General features: G+C 43.1%; 19 protein-coding genes and 1 pseudogene. 12 read left to right on the top strand and 8 right to left on the bottom strand.

The window, feature by feature from the left end:
• The first annotated feature begins 90 nt into the window (after positions 1 to 90).
• Together ACI0FF_RS15680 and ACI0FF_RS15675 are read left to right on the top strand one after the other, a co-directional pair.
• Complete coding sequence (locus ACI0FF_RS15680; RefSeq protein ID WP_419797710.1) at positions 91 to 441, top strand: hypothetical protein; 351 nt, start codon at positions 91 to 93, stop codon at positions 439 to 441.
• Between the two features lie 62 nt (positions 442 to 503).
• Positions 504 to 1,282: pseudogene (locus ACI0FF_RS15675) on the top strand (IS5 family transposase).
• A gap of 21 nt (positions 1,283 to 1,303) precedes the next feature.
• Here the strand turns inward: ACI0FF_RS15675 and ACI0FF_RS15670 are convergent.
• Both ACI0FF_RS15670 and ACI0FF_RS15665 read right to left on the bottom strand, forming a co-directional pair.
• Positions 1,304 to 1,873: a tyrosine-type recombinase/integrase gene (locus ACI0FF_RS15670; RefSeq protein ID WP_419797709.1), complete on the bottom strand. Its 570-nt coding sequence runs from the start codon at positions 1,871 to 1,873 to the stop codon at positions 1,304 to 1,306.
• Positions 1,874 to 2,319: 446 nt separating this feature from the next.
• A complete protein-coding gene (locus tag ACI0FF_RS15665; RefSeq protein ID WP_419797708.1) occupies positions 2,320 to 3,384 on the bottom strand; it encodes an IS110 family transposase in 1,065 nt (354 codons plus the stop codon).
• A gap of 236 nt (positions 3,385 to 3,620) precedes the next feature.
• On the opposite strand from ACI0FF_RS15665, the gene ACI0FF_RS15660 reads away from it, so the two are divergent.
• Positions 3,621 to 3,794, top strand: coding sequence for a hypothetical protein (locus tag ACI0FF_RS15660; protein ID WP_419797707.1), 174 nt, complete (start codon positions 3,621 to 3,623; stop codon positions 3,792 to 3,794).
• A gap of 259 nt (positions 3,795 to 4,053) precedes the next feature.
• On the opposite strand, the gene ACI0FF_RS15655 is transcribed toward ACI0FF_RS15660, so the two are convergent.
• The 5 genes from ACI0FF_RS15655 to ACI0FF_RS15635 form a co-directional block, all read right to left on the bottom strand.
• Entirely contained in the window at positions 4,054 to 5,946 is a 1,893-nt protein-coding gene (locus ACI0FF_RS15655) for a HAMP domain-containing sensor histidine kinase (RefSeq protein WP_419797706.1), read from the bottom strand.
• Positions 5,931 to 6,785 carry a phosphate/phosphite/phosphonate ABC transporter substrate-binding protein gene (locus tag ACI0FF_RS15650; RefSeq protein WP_419797705.1) on the bottom strand — a complete coding sequence of 285 codons (855 nt, stop codon included), beginning with the start codon at positions 6,783 to 6,785 and terminating at the stop codon, positions 5,931 to 5,933. The genes ACI0FF_RS15655 and ACI0FF_RS15650 overlap by 16 nt, the downstream gene beginning before the upstream one ends.
• Before the next feature lie 145 nt (positions 6,786 to 6,930).
• Positions 6,931 to 7,479 carry a response regulator gene (locus ACI0FF_RS15645; protein WP_419797704.1) on the bottom strand — a complete coding sequence of 183 codons (549 nt, stop codon included), beginning with the start codon at positions 7,477 to 7,479 and terminating at the stop codon, positions 6,931 to 6,933.
• Between the two features lie 25 nt (positions 7,480 to 7,504).
• Positions 7,505 to 8,875, bottom strand: coding sequence for a PAS domain-containing sensor histidine kinase (locus ACI0FF_RS15640; RefSeq protein WP_419797703.1), 1,371 nt, complete (start codon positions 8,873 to 8,875; stop codon positions 7,505 to 7,507).
• 1 nt (position 8,876) lies between these two features.
• On the bottom strand, positions 8,877 to 9,419 hold the full coding sequence (locus ACI0FF_RS15635) for a heme NO-binding domain-containing protein (protein WP_419797702.1): 543 nt from the start codon (positions 9,417 to 9,419) through the stop codon (positions 8,877 to 8,879).
• 170 nt (positions 9,420 to 9,589) lie between these two features.
• Here ACI0FF_RS15635 and ACI0FF_RS15630 point away from each other — a divergent pair, with 170 nt between their 5' ends.
• The 6 genes from ACI0FF_RS15630 to ACI0FF_RS15605 all read left to right on the top strand — a co-directional run bounded on the left by ACI0FF_RS15630 (position 9,590) and on the right by ACI0FF_RS15605 (position 14,832).
• Complete coding sequence (locus ACI0FF_RS15630) at positions 9,590 to 10,180, top strand: response regulator (protein WP_419797701.1); 591 nt, start codon at positions 9,590 to 9,592, stop codon at positions 10,178 to 10,180.
• A 103-nt stretch (positions 10,181 to 10,283) separates the two neighbouring features.
• Positions 10,284 to 11,258, top strand: coding sequence for a DNA-binding response regulator (locus ACI0FF_RS15625; RefSeq protein WP_419797700.1), 975 nt, complete (start codon positions 10,284 to 10,286; stop codon positions 11,256 to 11,258).
• Positions 11,259 to 11,357: 99 nt separating this feature from the next.
• Entirely contained in the window at positions 11,358 to 12,581 is a 1,224-nt protein-coding gene (locus ACI0FF_RS15620; protein ID WP_419797699.1) for an HDOD domain-containing protein, read from the top strand.
• Complete coding sequence (locus ACI0FF_RS15615) at positions 12,581 to 13,720, top strand: response regulator (RefSeq protein WP_419797698.1); 1,140 nt, start codon at positions 12,581 to 12,583, stop codon at positions 13,718 to 13,720. Before ACI0FF_RS15620 ends, ACI0FF_RS15615 begins: the two co-directional genes overlap by 1 nt.
• A 345-nt stretch (positions 13,721 to 14,065) precedes the next feature.
• A complete protein-coding gene (locus ACI0FF_RS15610; protein WP_419797697.1) occupies positions 14,066 to 14,350 on the top strand; it encodes a hypothetical protein in 285 nt (94 codons plus the stop codon).
• 167 nt (positions 14,351 to 14,517) lie between these two features.
• A complete protein-coding gene (locus ACI0FF_RS15605) occupies positions 14,518 to 14,832 on the top strand; it encodes a DUF6626 family protein (protein ID WP_419797696.1) in 315 nt (104 codons plus the stop codon).
• Between the two features lie 108 nt (positions 14,833 to 14,940).
• On the opposite strand, the gene ACI0FF_RS15600 is transcribed toward ACI0FF_RS15605, so the two are convergent.
• Complete coding sequence (locus ACI0FF_RS15600) at positions 14,941 to 16,200, bottom strand: tyrosine-type recombinase/integrase (RefSeq protein ID WP_419797695.1); 1,260 nt, start codon at positions 16,198 to 16,200, stop codon at positions 14,941 to 14,943.
• A 482-nt stretch (positions 16,201 to 16,682) separates the two neighbouring features.
• Here ACI0FF_RS15600 and ACI0FF_RS15595 point away from each other — a divergent pair, with 482 nt between their 5' ends.
• The 3 genes from ACI0FF_RS15595 (at position 16,683) to ACI0FF_RS15585 (ending at position 18,933) form a co-directional block, all read left to right on the top strand.
• Positions 16,683 to 16,943, top strand: coding sequence for a hypothetical protein (locus ACI0FF_RS15595; RefSeq protein WP_419797694.1), 261 nt, complete (start codon positions 16,683 to 16,685; stop codon positions 16,941 to 16,943).
• Positions 16,944 to 17,013: 70 nt separating this feature from the next.
• Positions 17,014 to 17,979: a radical SAM protein gene (locus ACI0FF_RS15590; RefSeq protein WP_419797693.1), complete on the top strand. Its 966-nt coding sequence runs from the start codon at positions 17,014 to 17,016 to the stop codon at positions 17,977 to 17,979.
• Between the two features lie 30 nt (positions 17,980 to 18,009).
• Positions 18,010 to 18,933 (top strand): hypothetical protein, encoded by a 924-nt coding sequence (locus ACI0FF_RS15585; RefSeq protein ID WP_419797692.1) that lies wholly within the window; start codon positions 18,010 to 18,012, stop codon positions 18,931 to 18,933.
• Position 18,934 lies beyond the last annotated feature (1 nt).

Here is an 18,934-nt window from a genome sequence, read left to right as displayed (position 1 = left end):
ATTCACAAATTCAATACCTTAGTCATTAAAATCCTTTTCCTTTAAACCGATGAAGTTACACTTAAGGAAGGAATTGAAATGGAGTTAGACATGACAAAACTTAAATCTCTGAATTTTGTGGAACCACAAGCGCCCGCTAAATCCAGCCCGTTTGAAAATGCTCGTCGCAATTTAATCACGAACTTAAATCGTCAGCTTGCAGCGGCGAATGCCATGGTTAAAGGTGAGACATATACAGAAACACGTATGGAATATGTCGAAGGTGAAAACGGACAGCGGGTAAAACAAGAAATCCAAAAACCCATCCGCAAATGGTACTGGCGTGATTACGATGGCAAGGTGCGCTTTAGCTTACGTATCCGTAATAAAGCCATAGAAATCGAAAACAACAAAACTGATATTTTGATTGGTGAAGACAAACAACTTCCTAGGTCCTGTTGACAAAGTGGGTTCACAAATTGCTTAGAATGTGATTCAAGACTTCTTTTTATGAGGAGAAGTCTATGCGGAATTTGATGAGCGACGATGAATGGTTATTCTTCGAGCCATTCCTTCATGCCCAAGGGCCAAAATCTGGCCGTCCTCCCTCAAATCACCGCCTCACTCTTGATGGTATTTTTTGGATTGCCCGGACAGGAGCACCTTGGCGTGACCTCGCCAATTACTTCGGTAAATGGTCCTCTGTTTATCGTCAATTCCGCCGCTGGACATTGCTCGGCGTTTGGGATGTTCTACTGGATGCCTTGAACGATGCCAAAGCCGTTCCAGATACAGTGCAAATGATAGATAGCACAATCATCAGAGCCCATCATCAGGCTGCTGGGGCAAAAGGGGGACTCAAAAAGAGGGTCTCGGCCGTTCAAAAGGTGGCTTTACGTCCAAAATACACCTTCGAACAAATGCCGAAGGCTTGCCAATAGCTCTGGAAATCAGCGAAGGCCAAACATCAGATTACAAAGGGTATGCTCCATTGATGGAATGGGGTGGTCCAGATGCCAAGGTTCTATTGGCAGACAAAGGCTACGATGCAAACTCCATTCGGGACGATATGGAGAAACGCGGTGGATACGCCATGATCCCAATGCGGAAAAACCGAAAGGAAATCACTCCCGTTGATGATTTCGTATATGGCTTGAGAAATCAGGTTGAACGCTGCTTCAACAAACTCAAAAATGCTCGCCGGGTTGCAACTCGGTATGACAAGACGATGCTCAGTTTCCTTGGCTTCGTGCAGGTCACATCAATTCGGGTATGGGTAAAATACTTTGTCAACAGGAGCTAAAAGCCCTTCGGGGCTTTTTTTTTAGATTATCTCTACAGCTTCCCGCATCATCTCATCGTTTACGTCGATATATCTCTGTGTCGTGGTTAAGTGCTGATGTCCTGCAAGGGTCATAATGACTTTTGGGCTAATACCATTATGGGCAAGTTTGGTAATAAATGAACGTCTCCCACTGTGACTTGATGCGCCATCGATGCCAGCATCAGAATACAGTTTGCAAAATAGCTGACAGAGTGTGTTAGGTGAGAACTGTGTTTGTTTTTGAGTTAATAGAAATCGCTGGTTAGGATTAAGTGTCGTGTTAAACGACACTCGGTATTTGTTTATTTCACGTTTGAGCTTTTCACTGACAAACACAACGCGGGCTTTGTTTCCTTTTGTATATGATGCTTTCAGTTGGATTTGATCTTTAACATTGAGATTGCAGTCAAATACATCACCGACTTTCAAAACTGCAATTTCCCCGATACGCAAACCCGCATAATATGAAAGCATTATTGCAACTCGGTTACGGGCAGAATGCTTTCTTGCATCGACTACAGCTAACAAACGTTTCATTTCTTGTTGAGAAATTACTTTTGCCTGTTTCATCACAAACCTCATAAAAGATTGTTATATCTAACAATTTATTATGTTTCCGTTGGGTTTCTTCCACAAGGGTTCATTGGGAACAAGCATTCCTGCGGGTTACAGCCATAACCTAATAAAATGTAGAATTTATTAGGTTTTGAATTCTGCTTATAAACGATTAGCCGACACGCATAGTAAGTGCGCCAATTTCTGAGTTTGACCCAAATGTATGGACCGGCTGCTTTTCGCAAGTGATTTTTTTGCTGGATATCGGAAGTCGCTGATATGTATCCGGCCTATTTGATCGGCTCGCGGGCCGTGGCCATGATGGGAATACGCACACACTATTGGTCTCATTAGCAGACAGATTGATCAGTAATCATTTGGGTCATCAGACTTCAGGTGCGTTTCTTGATCCGTTCCATGCAGTTATTTCAATCGCGAACTCCTTTGATGTGACCTGCTGATTAAACCGCAGTCACTTCTATCCGGTTTGTGTCAAATGCCTTGCCATGATGCAAGATGCTCCAAGCGATACGGGCAAGTTTATTCGCTAACGCAGTCGCAAGTTTGTTCTTGTGCATTCGCTGTGAGGCTTGCTCCAACCATGATCCAAAACTAAATTGTTCCCATTTATGCGGCCTCATGAGAATAATGTGAGCTGCTTGTACAAATAAGGTTCGCAGGTATTTATTACCTTGCTTGGATATGCGCCCCAGTATTGGTTTTCCACCAGTACTATATTGCCTTGGTACCAATCCAAGCCATGCGCCAAAATCGCGACCTCGTTCAAACGCTTCCCCTGTGCCAATGGCGGCAACCATGGCGGTAGAGATCATTGGGCCAATTCCAGGTACAGACATCAACCGCTGGCAATTATTTTCTTGTAGACTGATTTTTTCAATTTCTTTGGTTGTGGTTTCAATGCGTTCATCAAGCCAGAGCCAATCCTCATACAATCCAATTATGATATCGTGCATACGCTCTGAGATTTCATCCATGCGATTATCCAATATTGCGAATAATGAATTTCGCAAGGCATGAGCACCAACGCGGACAGTGATCCCTTGTTCAATGAGGAAAGCGCGAATTTGATTAATGGTAGCTGTTCGACGCGACACCATGCGTGAACGCACACGATGTAAAGCTTGAAGGTCTAGTTGATCTTGTGTTTTCTCACGGACCGTTTTGAGGTTTGGCCGCAACGCAGCTTCTGCAATGGCCTCTGCATCGTTGTAGTCATTCTTTTGCCCTTTAACAAAAGGCTTTGTGTATTTGGCTGGAATGATACGCGGGTCAAAGCCGAGTTTTCGCAAAGTACGGCTGACAAAATGTGCGCTTAGGCAGGCTTCCATGCCAACAATACAGGGAGGGAAGCGTTCAAATTCCTTCTCCAATGATAAGCGTTTGATTTTACGGCGAATGACAATATTTCCATTTGGATCAAAACCAACGATGTGAAAAACGTCTTTGCCAATATCAATGCCGATGGAAGAGAGGGCGATGATTTCTGATTTAGATTGTCTGGGCATGGGATGGCTCCTTTGTAAACAGATTAATCACGTAAAGTATAACCTGTTGGCTGTTTGGGAGCAGCCGGTCCATCCCATTAACAGAAATATTGAGTGGTGTCCTGACCAAATCTTCCGTCCCAGTGATCTGTGAGATGTCGTCACCTAATGCGTTCCCCTTCAGCACCAATGAGACCAAACATATAGATTGAACAAAGGAGAATTTTGGTCTTATCGTAATGACGTAAGGAATGAAGATGAGAACTAAATCCAAAGCACCCGCATCGAAGGTGGTTCAAGACATTCGTCATAAGACCCGTAAGCAACATTCTGCTGAAGAAAAAATTCATATTGTGCTGGAAGGTTTTGCGCTGGAAGAGGCTGATGACATTACCTCCTATGGAGGCTGGCGTAATTATGTTATAAACTGACGCACATAGCAAACAGCGGCTTGTAGTGCGATTATCTACTGCAGCTTTTGCGTGGTTTGGAATTCCTAGTATGTAAACATGCACAGAATTATATACAGTGCCCTCTGCCAAGTTAGCGCGTATCAATAACGCACCTAGGGAATTCTCAACCAAATGGGCGTTGTTTCTTTTGCAACTAGAAAAACGTTTACGACAAAACGCAGCACATCTTCTAATCATCATTACCCTAGCTTTACCAATTAAACTCACGCCAATTTTTTCATAAAGAAAGAATAATTTTAAACACGGTGCCTACACCAACCTCAGACTCAACCTTGATCTCACCTTCATGTTTACGAGCAATGATATCATGGGTAATAGCTAAGCCTTGCCCCGTGCCTTTGCCCACTTCTTTCGTGGTGTAGAAGGGTTCAAAAATTCGTTTCAGCCCCTCTTTGGGGATGCCACAGCCATTGTCGCTGACTTTTACGACAACATTGTCGGATGCTGTCTCAGTCGTAATCTCAATGCGCCCAGTGCCATCTGTTTTACCTTCCAAAGCATGGGCTGCATTGACAACAAGGTTTAAGATGACCTGATTAAGGTCGCTTTCATATCCCATAACCGATGGCAGGTTTTCATCCAGTTTCAAGTCAAGTTCCGCAACCGGACCCCACTCGCTTTTACAAACGGTCACGCAGCGTTCGATAATCCGGTTCAGGTCTGCAGTATTTTTGTCTTTTGATGTGGGGTGGGCAAATTCTTTCATCGCAAGGACGATGTTGGACACATGTTTCACCCCTTGCTGGGATTGATCGATGGCGCTTGGCAACTCTTCTAACAGGAAGTCAATGTCAGCCTCTTCAAAGGCATCTTCGCATTGTTTTATGGTCTCCAACTGAATGTCTTTTTCAAACAGGTCGCGTTTAAGTGCGTCATATTTATTGAAGAAATCCAACATATCGGTTGCAGAGTCCCCAATGAAACGCAGGTTATCGCCAATATATTGAATGGGTGTATTGATCTCATGGGCGATCCCACCGGCGAGTGTGCCGATAGATTCCATTTTTTGGGCTTGTAAAAGCTCATGTTCAAGCTGTCTGGTCTTTTTTTCCGCTTTGATGATGGAGGTAATGTCGGTTTCCAACCAAACATGTCCCCCTGCGCTTAAGGCTTTATAGCTTTGCATGACATAACGGTCATTGGACAGGCGCATAATAGGCAACGCATCGCCATCATCTTCAGATTGATGTTCATAGCTCTTGTCTTTAGTCGCTGTTACAAGGTCACACACATCTTGTGTTGTGGCCCCTGCGGGCAGCTTATCATCAGAAATTTCATAGATATCAATATAGGCTTGGTTCATATGAACCACATTGTCGTTACCATCGGCAATCAAGATACCTTGGGATAAGCTTTCAACCGCATCCCCTAAAATGCTTTCTGCGAGACGGCGTTTTTGGTCTGCTTTGTCTCTTTCTAACTTCAATTCCTGTTCGTAATTCAACAAGGCCGTGGACATCTCGTTAAAACATTCGGCCGTATCAGCCAGCTCATCCATGCCACTCACCACAATTGTATGCCCCAAATCCCCATCCGCAATCGCGCGTGCCCCAATCTGCAAAGAGGTCAATTGTTTTGTGAGAATACCACCAAGGATAAAACCAAACACCCCCACCAAAATCACCTCGATTGACGCTACGGTGAACATATGCTGGGCAGCTTTATCGAAAACCACTTCCAGACGGTGGGTACTGACCCCCAGTTCCACATAACCAATTTTATCTGCATCCAGTGTAACCGCCTGACTGACATCAAAAATCTTATCATCACTCGCCTGTTTAATGGTGGCATCTTCGCGAAATTCTCGCGACAAAATACGGTCTTCGCCTTTTTCGCTCAGGACCTGGCCTTCCACATTTCGCACACGGATATATAAAATATCCGGATTACTGATGACTTTTGAAGACAGCTCATCAAGCGAGGCCAGATCAAACGCAACGATGGCATCCGTTGTCATGGTTGCAAACAGTTTGGCAGAGGTCTCTGCACGTTCAATTAATTGCTTTTCGTTTGAGCTTTGCAAATACTCCATGCTGCTGAAGACCAAGAAGCCCAGCAAAATGACTTCGATAAAAGCAATGCCTGCAATCGTTTTTAATCTAAACGACATTTATCCGATCCCTGTTCTGCAATCTTCGTTTGATCTTGGGTCAGGTTTAAGGCGCGTACATCATTCCAATCTTCATCTGCGGCCAAATCAAAGCCTTTCATGCCAATCTTTTTAACCAACGCAGGTTTTTCTTTAGCAATTTTGAGCATGGCCTCTTGTAATTTGGCGACCTGATCTTGTTTGAGCGCCCCATTCACGGCAAAGGCATGAGGGGTATAAGCATTGGTGTAATGGACCACTTCCAACTGATCTTTTAATTCTGGGGCGGCGTTATTAAAGGTACGTAGCACCCCACCTCCTGCCGGAAATAGCCCTTTTGCCACATTGAGATAAACGCTGGTATGGGACTTCACATATTTCGGATCAATCTGAATGCCCTTGGCCTTCAATTCTGCGCGGGGCAAAACACTTGCGCCAAAGGCTGCGGGGGAGGGATAAGCCATCCTTTGATTATCTAGATCTTGTAACGATTTAATCGCACTGCCTTTTTTAACAACGATCAGGCCTTTTAATTTCTTTTCTGATTGATGGGCAAAGGCCCGGTAGCCTGATTTGGCACTGAAGGTGGTGTAATGATAAGGGTTCATATAAGCGATATCATAAGCCCCTTTTGCAAGGCATCTTTCAAAACTGGGAATGTCGCGCATGGTGGCGAATTTAATGTTCATCCCGGTTTCAGCAGACAGTTCGTTCATAAAGGGCACCCACATTTTCGCAAGCTTACTGGCGGCTTGTTGAGGCACAATCCCAAAGACCATACTGTCAGATTGTTGGGCATATAACGGGCTGGTCAATAAAGTCGAAGAAAAAACGAGTGAAAAGAGCGAACGGTATTTCATGATATTTTCCCTATTTTATTGGATATTATGAAGGATAGCGTCACACCACCGGTTAAACGATCCCCATATGGGGACATGTTTTTGAAAAGAAGCAAAAGGGAGGCTGGCGTTATCCTTCATCAAGAAAGAGAAATGCATATAAAGATCACTCAGCATGTGAACCTCCTTCAACCCGTTCATCAAAAATGTCTGATATGTTTTGAACCTGCTTCAACATGTTGTATTCAACGGGCAATTCTTCAGGATGCAAAAAGCCATTCTTGATCATTTTTGCGACCATCATTTCCAAAACGTCTTCATAGATACCAAGCCGATAGGGTGCTGATTTATGGAGTGCCTTTGAAATAGCCCTGACCAAATCAGCGGGCGCGCATGGTTTGCTTAAAAATTCATACGGAAGCGTTATTTTATGGCTGAGTTCTTTTTCATTCCCATGACCGGAAAGCACAACCACACCCGGCGGATTAGGGATACTGCCCAGCAAATTTACAATTGTGTCCCCTGAGATCATTGGCATTTTAATATCAACCACCACCACATCTGCGGGCTCGCGATCTAGATTTTCCAACGCATACATGGGTGAATATTCAAAACGCATATTCCATGCTGAACGAAAAGGCGCCAATTGTCGCCTCAACCCATCTAGAACGGCGGGTTCATCATCTAAAAAGAGAATGTTTGTTCTTGGTTTCATGACTAAATTTCCTCGCAAGTTTTACTTAGACCGCCTCATGGGGAAGCCAGATAATAAAGGACGTGCCTTTTCCCTGTTCCGCCTCAAATGACAAGGCGCCACCGTGCTTTTTCACCACGATATCATGGGCGATGGACAAGCCCTGCCCGGTCCCTTTGCCAACATCCTTGGTTGTGAAAAACGGATTGAAGATATTGGCTTGATGTTCTTCTGGAATGCCCGACCCATTATCTGAAATTCTGATCTCAACCGATTTTTCTAATTTGCGCGTTGAGATTATTATTTTCCCCATTGCGCCATCATGCGCCTCTTCGATGGCGTGTGCTGCATTAACAATGATGTTCAAGAAGACTTGGTTCATTTCACTTGGGATGCAGTGGACCATGCCCAGACTGTCGTCAAAGTCAGTTTCAACTTCCGCCACACCCTTCCATTCATTGCGCGAGACCGTCAGGGTGGTTTCTATTGTCTGGTGCAGATTGATGGGTTCTTTCTCTTTCGTACCTGGGTGCGAGAAATTTTTCATGGCCAAGACAATCTTGGAGACTTGGGCGATGCCATTTCTTGATTGTGTCAGCGCAAGGGGCATTTCTTCTAACAAGAAGGCAAGGTCATGATCGTCAATCAGATCATCGATATTTTTAATCAAGGGGGCACATTCATCCATATCTTTACAGACATGCTTTAACATCAGTGCTTTTTCAAGAATGGCAAAAATCTGACCAAAACTTGATTCAATAAAGCTTAAATTGTCACCTATATATTGCGAAGGTGTGTTGATTTCATGGGCGATCCCGCCAGCTAATTGACCAACGGCTTCCCATTTGGTCGCATGAGCAAGGTCGCTCTGCATTTGTTGACGCTCAAGCTCCAATTCTTTTCGCCGCGTCAAGTCACGGATCACATGCAGTAAATAAACTTCGCTATTATGCTTAAAAACGCTGATGGACACTTCAACAGGGACTTGACGGTCCGCTTTAAGCTTCAAATTAAATTCAAGTGCAACACCATCAACCAAAGTCTGGTTATTAGATTGAACATCTTCGCAAAATTTCAAATAGTCCGTAGATTGACCGTCATCCAGATAATCCAACAAATACATATTCAGCAGGTCTTCGCGCGACAATTCAAAAAAATGTTCGCTTGCCTTATTTGTATCCAAGACTTTTAAGTCACAATCTGTTGCAATGACATTATCCTTGATGGAATTCATAATCGCGTTTAAGCGCGCAGAATTATTTTTTGCGGCTTGAACCGTATCTTCCAGTAATTGATTGGCCTGATACAATTCCAAAGATTTGCTTTCCAGCAATTCTTCAGCTTGTTCACGTGCTCGAGTTTGACGATCAAGCCGCTTTTGAAGGATTCCTTCCTTATTTTTGGGCTGTCCTAACATATCAAACCCGCATTAGCGTAAAGGTTGCTTTTGAACCCGTTTCAACAGGAAAATCTTCTCTTTCAAGGGCAACCTTTTCCCCAAAATGCTTGATGCCGCCTCGGATCAAACCTTCAGCTAAATCCGCAAACGGGCGTTGAGATCTGTAAAACAGTTCCAGCGTATTTTCTTGGGGTCTGTTGTATTTAAAAGTGGGGAGTTCCGCTTCTGGGTAGAGCTTTTTTACTTCCACATGAATGGTATTTTCAATGGTTTCCAAAAAGATAAAAAGATCATCACAATCTTTTGCAAACATAGGATATTTACCACTGAGCTGCCCAAAAAGATGCTCCCCAAAGGCTTTTAGAAGTTCGGGCACAGACAAGCCGCTGATCTCGCTTAAGACCGTAACCAGACTGACCATTTCTTTAAAGCAATATGTCCCAACACTGGAATAACTGCCACCTGTGGAAAGTTCACAACTATCAATAAGCTGTTCGGTGACTTCTTCGCCCCATGTTTCATCGACCATATCAGTGAAGAGATTAAAAACGATGCCTTTCATGTTTCTTGTCCTTTTTTGTTGCGACCTTTGATCAGTATTCAGCAAAGGCAAGGAAAGAAATATCCCCATATGGGGGCACCCCTATGTCCCCATATGGGGATAGGTAAGGATCCACTAAATTCGTTAAATAATACAACTCTGAAACATTCTGAAATTTTGAGGATATATAGATGCGTGTTTTATTTGTGGATGATGACCCGAACGTCCTAAGTGCACTTAACCGTAATTTACGCCAAGCACATACAGACTGGAATATTGAATATGCCAACTCAGGTTTTGAAGCCTTAAATACGATGGAACATAATGAATATGATGTCATTGTATCTGATATGCAGATGCCGGAAATGACGGGTGAAGAATTGCTCACACAGGTGGCCGAAAGACACCCGCAAACGGCCAAAGTAGTTTTGTCAGGTGAATGTAACCAAGTAACTGCGTATAGCCTTGTGGGCGGTGATCATTTCTTTCTCGCGAAGCCCTGTTCCCTTGAGCTTTTGGTCTATACGGTGACACGTGCGTTTGAGGTTTACAAAAAAGACACCGGCCCCATCCTGGATCATGACGCGGAAATATTGCACACGAAGGTTAATAATCTGGAGACAGGCTTGCATGACTTCCTGTCCCTTCTTTTAATGCGTAACATTGTGCAGTTGAATGATATACCACCTTCTATGCATTATCTCGTATCAAACAATTTACTGAATTGCTTTGATGAGCCACACACCCCTCAAGTTTTTGAACCAAAAGAGACATGGTTCTAAGGCAAAAAAGACAATCAATATGAAGCAAAAAATTTAAAAAATTGTTTTAGTTGTTCATGCGGCATATTATTCATTCATTATAAATGCGAGTGAGTAATAACTAGTGACCCAATCAAAACCCAGAATTTTATTCGTAGATGACGAAGAACTGATCCTCGAAGCCATTAGACGTATGTTTTTGCGCCACCGAAGAAATGAATGGGACATGGTCTTTACCACAGACCCACATGATGCGCTTGAAAAGCAAAATGAGGCCCCCTTTGATGTGGTGGTGACCGATCTACGTATGCCGGATTTAAACGGTATTGAGCTGGCCAAAGAAATCCATGACAAGGATAAATCCACGCAAATCATCATGTTAAGTGGCACCGCTGACATTGATGCGGCCATGGAAGTCATTAATTCCACCACCATTTTTAGATTTTACACCAAACCTTGCGAGCCGGAATCCTTAGAAGAAGGGATTGAAGAATGCCTCTTGAGGATTGAGAACAAGAAAAATATCAAAACGGGCATGGGCGTCAAGGTTCTAGACAAGCTCCCCATTGGCGTCATTGTGTGTGAGACAAACGGGCATGTCTTGCACATGAACCAATTTGGCACACAAATCTGTAACGATCTCGATGGGCTCAGTGTTGATATCCAAGGCGTTCTTCGCACAACCCAACCCGCCATGCGCATGGCTTTGATGGAAGCGCTGATTGGGACTGAAGATAAAGAACCGGTTGCGCTTGCCCTTGAACGCATTGAGGAAGAACGCCCCCTGAGCTTGATCATCTCTCATTTCGAGGAGGGACAGAGCGAAAAAAGATTGTTGCTTGTCTCCGCACCTGAAAAACATTCCGCCCCCACTCCAGAGGTTCTCCAATCCATCTATGAAATGCCTTTGTCCGAAGCGAAACTTCTGCATCTGATTGTCAGTGGCTTTCAGTTAAAATCAGCCGCTGAAGAGCTCAATATCACAGAAGGGTCTGCACGGACCTATCTGAAACGCATATTCATGCGCACAAACACCAACAGCCAACCTGAACTGGTGCGTGCCATCTTGATGACCCCCAGCCTGCATTTTATAAAATAATTTTTTTCACCTTTTTTAAGGCGTGTTCCCATATGGGGATATTTTGAAAACCTGTAACAGGAGAAACTAGGCAAATAGAATATTACAATTGAGGTTTGCATGTCAGAGAAGCCACACATTTTATTTGTCGATGATGAATCCAACATCCTGCAAGGGATGCGCAGAGGTCTCCATTCCAGACGTAAAGACTGGAAAATGAGCTTCGCCCTTGGTCCCCATGAGGCCCTTGACGTTCTCAACACCAAAGACGTCGATATTATTGTCACCGATATGCGGATGCCCGACATGGATGGTGCAGAATTACTGACAAAAACATGTGAAATCTCACCGGACACCGCCCGTGTTGTTCTGTCGGGTTATTCTAAGGATGATATGACCATGCGTGCTGTTGGGCCCGCCCACCAATACCTGGCAAAGCCGTGTGACTTCGATATTCTCACCACCACATTGGAGCGTTTGATCACTCTGCGCGAAAAGATTAACAACAAGAAAATTCGCAGTTTGATCACAGGCATGCAAACCCTGCCCAGCTTGCCCCATGTTTATGAAAACCTGATAAATGAATTGGAAAACCCAGCTTCGACCAATCGATCCATTGCCGAAATCATCGCGCAGGATTTGGGTTTAAGAAGCCAAATTCTCAAAGTCTGCAACTCCGCTTTTTTTGGCCTTCCCCAGCATGTGGACAATCTGGAAACCGCCGTGAGCCTTTTAGGTCTCAACACCTTGCGCAGTATGGTTCTGCTCAGTGGTATCTTCAAAGCATCTGACATGTCAACAACCTCGCAAACCATCATGGAAAAGCTTTGTTCAAACAGTTTGCAAATCGCCGCCATCGCCCAGCTTATTGGCAAAAAATCCGATCTTGATAGCCGCTCATGTGATCTTATTTCCTGCGCGGGCACTTTGTCACATATCGGCTCCCTCATCATCGCGACCATATGGCCCCATGATTTCCTCAAGGCGATTAAAATGGCGGAAGACAATAACGCCTCCATTGATCAATATGAGCGCGAAATCATCGGCGTGGACCATGCCGCCATTGGGGCCTATTTCCTTGGATTGTGGGGCTTTCCCCTTGAAGTCTGCGAAGCCGTTGCCTTCCATCATCGCCCAGAATTAACCAAGCTTAAGAAACAACCCGTTCTCGCTTGCTTACATATCTCACAACATCTCACCAAAATTTTTGCACAGGAAAAAATTGATCTCGCCCTGCTAGAAGGTGGGCTTGATCACACATTCCTCGCCTCCCAAGGTCTCACCCTATCCATTGATGAATGGAGCGATATCGTTGAGACGAACCTCAAGAAAGGAGCCGCATAATGCCTGTTAAAGTTCTATTGATCGATGATGACCCAAACCTGTTGCAAGGCTTACGCCGCCAATATCATAAACGGTTCAAAGTGATTTGTGCAGAAGCCGGCCCCAAGGCTTTGGAGATTTTAAAAGAACATGATGACATCGGTGTTGTAGTTTCTGATATGAGGATGCCACAGATGACGGGGCTGGAGGTTCTGAAACACATCCGCACCCTAAATCCCAATATCGTGCGCATCATGCTGACAGGCAATGCGGATCAACAAACGGCCATTGATGCGGTCAATGAAGGTGCCATTTTCCGGTTTTACAACAAACCCTGTGACCCTGAGACATTGGCATATGGCATTGATGATGCTTTGCGTCAGTATGATCTGGTTTCTGCTGAAAAAATATTGTTGGAAAAAACCCTAGCTGGGACTATCAAATTCTTGGTTGACCTCTTGTCCTTTTCTAACCCAAAAGCCTTTGCTCGATCTGCGCGCATTCGTGAATGGATCAAACAAATTCTGCCCCATTTCCAGCTTAAGGCCGCCTGGCAGTTGGATTTTGCAGCCATGCTCATGCCCATGTCAGACCTGATCTTGCCACAAGAAATCACAGATAAAATACGCGAAGGCTCAAAGCTCAGTCAAGAAGAAGCGGATTGCTATAACAATGCCTCCAAAGTCATTCAGGACATGTTGAAGCAAATCCCACGTTTAGAAGAAATCGCTGATATCATTGCGTCAATTCACCTCAGTGCTAATGCTGAAACCTCAGACGACTTACCCATTGAATCCCGCATCTTGCGCATTTTGGATGATCTGGCAAAACAAACTAAACGCACCAAAGCCACTGAGAAAATCTTTAAAAAGATGGTGCCTTTCCTGCAGGATTATGATGCAGACGTTTTCCATACCATCAAGTCCGTGCTTTTGGACCGAGATGAAGATGATTTAGAAGAAATGGAAACTATGAAAATTAGTCTCTTGGCCTTACAACCCGGATACACCCTGTTATCAGATATCACCTCAACAGGTGGTCGCCTCTTGCTCGCAACCGGTAGCGTGTTATCAGAGACACATATAGAAAAGCTGAAACTCGCCAAAAAACATATTGAAAACACAGACAAAATCATGATCGCGAGATCAAAGAAAACCTGATCTAAACTCTTGCACAGCTAAAATAGCTAATTTTAAAAAATTGTTTTGTCAATTAGATACCTTGTGTTCCCTTTGACCGAACGTTGAAATTTGCTTTTTTATAGCGCATTTCAAACACTTCTAATCTATAACTAAAATATCAAAAGACATGAAGTACAACCGTTATAATTTAGGCTGCCGAGAGGGCGCGAACCTTACCTAAGTTGTATATTAATTTTCCAAGTTAACGACATTGGTTTATCCGGTTATGGCTAAAATCGGATGAAAGCTTCATTCTGAATTTAGTCTGCTTTACGCCAGAGAGCAGAAATGTCTTTGCTAAATACCTATAGGAGGTGTTCAGCAATGCGTGCATATGAATTATATAAAAAACGAAAATACCGTGAAGGTGAACTTAATCAGGAAGCAGAAGACAAAGCTGACCTGCGGCAACTAATGTATGCTGACTTTGAATATATCAATCGGGAACAACACTATGCCTTGAATGCAATTGAAGCCAAGTATGAAGAAATTGAGCATTTGAAAGATGAAATATCTCTGATGATTGATAAGGCAGAAATTAGCCATGATACACGAGAAAATGTTCGTAAAATGGCTATGAAAAGAGTTCGCAAGATTATGAAGGATTGAATTAACAATCCTTCTTTTTTTGCCTGCAACAACGACTGACCATCTCTTTCGCCAATGCCTTCCATTGCCCTTTGGAAAAACCCTTTACATCAATAATACGCATATCGATCTCCTTATAATTTGTTAGCACTAAATATATTTAGCAACGAAATAAGGAGTGATGCTGTATGAAATTAATTGAAGAAATATATGAATTTATTCGTGCTAATCATTTAGCAAATAGTGAATGTGACTTTTCACGTAATTGGCTTAATAAGTCGTCGCGTTACTACAATATGATCAAGCTAACGGGACGTGATGCCAGCTTTGATACATTGATACGATTATCAACGAATTTGCAGCTAAGAAAGAATGTTTATTTGCAAAGCAATATTCAGGAGATGCGGGATATGGGTGGTTATATTGAAGCCTTAGACATGAAAATTCATAATGCATTAAAGGCAAGATCAATTGCCGAAGCGATGAGCCACAGAACGGTCTGAATAACCTTATCCTTGGAATTAAGCGGTGCTATAATATAATTAGAAGACTGTCTTGGTTTTCGTAGCGACAGATAGATTTGATTATATGAGTGTCGTTTATCACGACACTTAATCTGGTGAATGTAAGAACTTTCCTAATTGTGCCTCGATGCTTTCAGCTTCTGCATCAATTGCAAAATCACCTGTAAGTTCATCAGCTTTTTGTTCATTTAATACGTGATCATAGTGCTCTTCGATTTCTTCAACTGAGTTTCCACAGTTACGAGCTAAATCTTGAACAAGAACTTTTCCGCGTAATAGCCGGAATGTAATGTATGAATGGCGTATCGAATATGGGACGCGCTTGTCACCATACATATCTGTTTCTATACCAAGCTCTATCAACATACGTTTAAACTGCTTAGCGTAGTCCCTAACGCGACCACCTTTCCAAGTAGTAAACACATAGTCGTCTTGTGCTATATGTCTGCTATAGCCTTGCATAAGCTTAAATGCGCTAACAGCACGTGGCATTGAAATAACTGTGCGCTTTTTGGTCTTAGTTTCTTTTGAGACATTGATCTTCAAATATTTACCAAAACCCTTATCTCCATCAGCGATCTCAACCTGTTTCCATTTTAGGGTAAAGATTTCATTGGGACGCATTCCTGTTTCAAAACCAAAGCTAAGAAATGATAAGAACATTTGCCGTCCATAGTCATTGGCATATTTAGGTTTTGATGAGAATTTTTTGTATTGTTCATCACGCACCCACTTCATAATTTTTTGGTATTCCTTGTATGTAAAAGCGGGGCGAGCAACTTCGTTCTTTGCAGGGCGTTTATATGGAAGCTCGAAATCAGGGATATGGTTGATGTAACCTTGCTTGAATGCCCAACGTAATACTTGCAGGAATGATTGGCGTTCATTCGACAAGGTATTTCCACTTGGCTTTTCTACATAAAATTTCACATTTTTATTGTTCTTGCCTGGTCCCTCTGTCCAATAAGCGAGTCTCCATTTCCAATATCCGGTACAATTTTTTTCAGTAAGCTTTGAAATAGGAAATTTACCAAAAAATGGGAGCAGATAAGTTTCTTGTCCGAGGGATACTGAACGCTTTCTGTGTTTAGATAAATGTAGTCCTTTTACAGCTCTCCATTTCTGATAAAGCTGTTCATAATTTAACTCTTCTATGGGTAAGTCTTTTCTGAGGCGTTCACGTATTTTATCGTATTCGTTTTGAGCAATAGTCGCTGCAACGCCAAGTTCTGCTTGGTAGGTGGACTTACGAATATACTTGTTCTTGCCTATTACGCGAATACGCATATGCCAAATGTTGCGTTTCTTGCCTTTATGTAATTCTAAGACAATATCGCCGCGTTCCATCTCAATTCGTTGAAGAATTTTTACCAAGTTCGCCTCTATAAAAATAATGTAAGAACATTACACTATTTTGGCCTTTTCCATAATGATTTAGAGGGCAGAAAAAATGCAGGTTTTTTGTAAACGTTGTTTTTCTTGAATTTCAGTTTAATGTAATTTCAATAACTTAGCTCAAAATATTGTATGTTTTTTGCTGTAATTTTTGTGTATAAGCCATTGATTTTAAACATTTCGCGGCGCGCTACCATTGAACTACGCCCGCTTTACCAAAGAGGTTTTAATGGAGGGGGCAGGCGGTTTCAATAGAAATTTGATGTCTTATGAAAAATAAAATGTTTTTTGGGGGAAATGAATGAAATGCACTCTTTTTAAAATATTATGAATGGCGATGTTTTATTCTGAGAGAATTATCCAGCATCAAGGTTGTAATGTAAGGAGCACTTTAGGATCAGGCTCAGATAAACAGATAAAAAGCGGTACATCTTATGATTCTCCAGGCCTACATTGTGACGATTTTATTGGCAGGTTTGCTCCTGATTAACGTGATCGCGAAATTGTTTTTCTCGGAATTTCCAACAGATAAGACAGACAAACGGTCTTTTTTTTCACGCTGGTTTGCCTATCCCAAGTATAAAATGTGTGTTGAGGAACGTGCGCGCGGTTTTTTAACTTTTCTTTATTACACGCAGGTTGTCATTTTGATTGTGACGGTTATTGTTTTGATTGTCGGCGATTATTCCATGTGATTTTTTAACAGTTTTTAAGGCGTTCACGTTTTTTTGAATTGGTCCGAACTGTCGATCAGGGTAGTTTTAAATGGATGAATTTAAAAAGGAATGCCCCGTGGATAGCCCGTTGCCCTATGCAAAGTTTGAACACCCCGAGATAACTGCAAAAGGGGAAACACGTGCACATGTTGCATTAACGCAATTAGAAACCTTATGGTTCAATACGGGAAGTTTGTGCAATTTGTCCTGTCAGGGCTGTTATATGGACTCCAGCCCAACAAATGATCGGTTGGCTTATATCTCAACGTGTGATGTTGAAACATTTCTCAATGAAATCATAACGCAAAATATGACGGTTCAGGAAATCGGATTTACCGGAGGTGAACCGTTTATGAATCCGCAGATCATAGAAATTCTAACCCTCTGTCTGGAACGTGGTTTTGATGTGCTGGTTCTCAGCAATGCGATGAAGCCGTTGCATCATCATAAAGAAGCATTATTGAGATTAAAGGAGAAATATGGACGAAAATTAGGGGTTCGTGTTTCCGTTGATCATTACCGTGCAAAAGATCATGAAAAACTGCGCGGCGCACAAAGCTGGGAGATGATGATTGAGGGCTTGAGTTGGTTATCCCAGAATAAGTTTAAGTTGGCGGTTGCCGGGCGGACCTTATGGCAAGAAGGCGAAGACGTTGCGCGGGCTGGATATGAAAAAATGTTTGCGCAATATGCTATTTCCCTTAATGCAGCGGATCCTGCAACTTTGGTTCTATTTCCAGAAATGGACGTTGATGCCGATGTGCCTGAAATTACGGTTGCTTGTTGGGACATTTTGGGGGTTCGTCCCGATGCGATGATGTGTGCAACGTCACGCATGGTTATTCGGCGCAAAGGGGATGACGTCGCAAAAGTTGTGCCTTGTACACTCTTGCCCTACGATCCTAAATTTGAAATGGGAACTCGTTTATCAACATCCGGTGGACCTGTGTCCCTTAATCATCCTCATTGTGCAAAATTTTGTGTGCTCGGTGGTGGTTCTTGTAGTAAAGCTTGATACGAAATAAAAACATAATGTGGCGGGGAAATGAAAACGTTGGGGGGCACTGTTGGAGTTATCTTGGTTTTTACTGCCTTATGGATGGGAACGTGTAATGCAGGTGAAATCCAGCCCAAAGATGTTTATTCCAAAGTTCAGCATCTGAATGAAGGTTTGGTCACGTTGCTCCGCCATAGTATGCGGAGTGATTTCGCCATTCAAGTCACGTCCGAGCTTATGGATAACGCGATTCAACCGCGTCATGTCTATCAACTGGCATTGGATGTTGAATTGAAATTAGCGGCGATCGTGCGGGCAAATGGTGTCAAAGTACCGCCAATCCACCGAATTCTGGCACGACCTTATACGCCGAAGGATGTTTCAGATTTACTGGAAGTTATGCATCAGCGGGTTGAACGATTGATGGAGTATTTTAACATCCCTGAAAATCCGTATTACCAAGAACATGGTGAACGAGAGCCACAGGATGTGTTCTACGCATTGGAACGTATGGACCGATTTTTGTTAAAAATGGGGGCACCATCCATTCAGCCCGGACATGTGTTTCGTCGTGCACATGCCATTGCCGGTCTTGCTGAGAAATTATGTCGTCTTGATATCTGCGTGGATGTTCGTCGCCGGGCACTGGCTGAAGATGATGTGATTATTCCCGCGCATGTCTATCAGGAAACCTATCGTTATATCGATGCACTGCATCTTTATATGGAGAAGTATAAGACACACTTAACAGGTGGCGTTCTTGCTTTAAAACCACAGGATGGGATGATTAAGCCCGCACAGGTCAACAAACTAATGGGGGTTGCACTGGCTGATACAATTGCGATTGTGAAAGAAAGTCTTGAGGTGGATGTAATTGAACTGATCCCCTTTAAGACAGATACAATTCCGCAGGACGTCTGGCGTGAAATTAATTATGCTCGCCGCGTGCTGGAAGTAATGGTGCAGCAATAAG

Source organism: Terasakiella sp. 4MB5A, from assembly GCF_050058155.1.
In the GTDB taxonomy this organism is placed as follows: Bacteria; Pseudomonadota; Alphaproteobacteria; order Rhodospirillales; family Terasakiellaceae; genus Terasakiella; species Terasakiella halodenitrificans.
The sequence above is the reverse complement of the archived record's forward strand: the minus strand, read 5'-3'. Positions and strand labels throughout refer to the sequence as shown.

Bases quoted from the DNA above. Each gene is read 5' to 3' on its own strand.
- ACI0FF_RS15645 (WP_419797704.1), bottom strand. From the start codon at position 7,479: ATGAAACCAAGAACAAACATTCTCTTTTTAGATGATGAACCCGCCGTT.
- ACI0FF_RS15595 (WP_419797694.1), top strand. From the start codon at position 16,683: ATGATTCTCCAGGCCTACATTGTGACGATTTTATTGGCAGGTTTGCTC.
- ACI0FF_RS15635 (WP_419797702.1), bottom strand. From the start codon at position 9,419: ATGAAAGGCATCGTTTTTAATCTCTTCACTGATATGGTCGATGAAACA.
- ACI0FF_RS15590 (WP_419797693.1), top strand. From the start codon at position 17,014: ATGGATGAATTTAAAAAGGAATGCCCCGTGGATAGCCCGTTGCCCTAT.
- ACI0FF_RS15615 (WP_419797698.1), top strand. From the start codon at position 12,581: ATGCCTGTTAAAGTTCTATTGATCGATGATGACCCAAACCTGTTGCAA.
- ACI0FF_RS15665 (WP_419797708.1), bottom strand. From the start codon at position 3,384: ATGCCCAGACAATCTAAATCAGAAATCATCGCCCTCTCTTCCATCGGC.
- ACI0FF_RS15610 (WP_419797697.1), top strand. From the start codon at position 14,066: ATGCGTGCATATGAATTATATAAAAAACGAAAATACCGTGAAGGTGAA.
- ACI0FF_RS15680 (WP_419797710.1), top strand. From the start codon at position 91: ATGACAAAACTTAAATCTCTGAATTTTGTGGAACCACAAGCGCCCGCT.
- ACI0FF_RS15670 (WP_419797709.1), bottom strand. From the start codon at position 1,873: ATGAAACAGGCAAAAGTAATTTCTCAACAAGAAATGAAACGTTTGTTA.
- ACI0FF_RS15660 (WP_419797707.1), top strand. From the start codon at position 3,621: ATGAGAACTAAATCCAAAGCACCCGCATCGAAGGTGGTTCAAGACATT.
- ACI0FF_RS15620 (WP_419797699.1), top strand. From the start codon at position 11,358: ATGTCAGAGAAGCCACACATTTTATTTGTCGATGATGAATCCAACATC.
- ACI0FF_RS15655 (WP_419797706.1), bottom strand. From the start codon at position 5,946: ATGTCGTTTAGATTAAAAACGATTGCAGGCATTGCTTTTATCGAAGTC.
- ACI0FF_RS15630 (WP_419797701.1), top strand. From the start codon at position 9,590: ATGCGTGTTTTATTTGTGGATGATGACCCGAACGTCCTAAGTGCACTT.
- ACI0FF_RS15585 (WP_419797692.1), top strand. From the start codon at position 18,010: ATGAAAACGTTGGGGGGCACTGTTGGAGTTATCTTGGTTTTTACTGCC.
- ACI0FF_RS15640 (WP_419797703.1), bottom strand. From the start codon at position 8,875: ATGTTAGGACAGCCCAAAAATAAGGAAGGAATCCTTCAAAAGCGGCTT.
- ACI0FF_RS15650 (WP_419797705.1), bottom strand. From the start codon at position 6,785: ATGAAATACCGTTCGCTCTTTTCACTCGTTTTTTCTTCGACTTTATTG.
- ACI0FF_RS15600 (WP_419797695.1), bottom strand. From the start codon at position 16,200: ATGGAACGCGGCGATATTGTCTTAGAATTACATAAAGGCAAGAAACGC.
- ACI0FF_RS15605 (WP_419797696.1), top strand. From the start codon at position 14,518: ATGAAATTAATTGAAGAAATATATGAATTTATTCGTGCTAATCATTTA.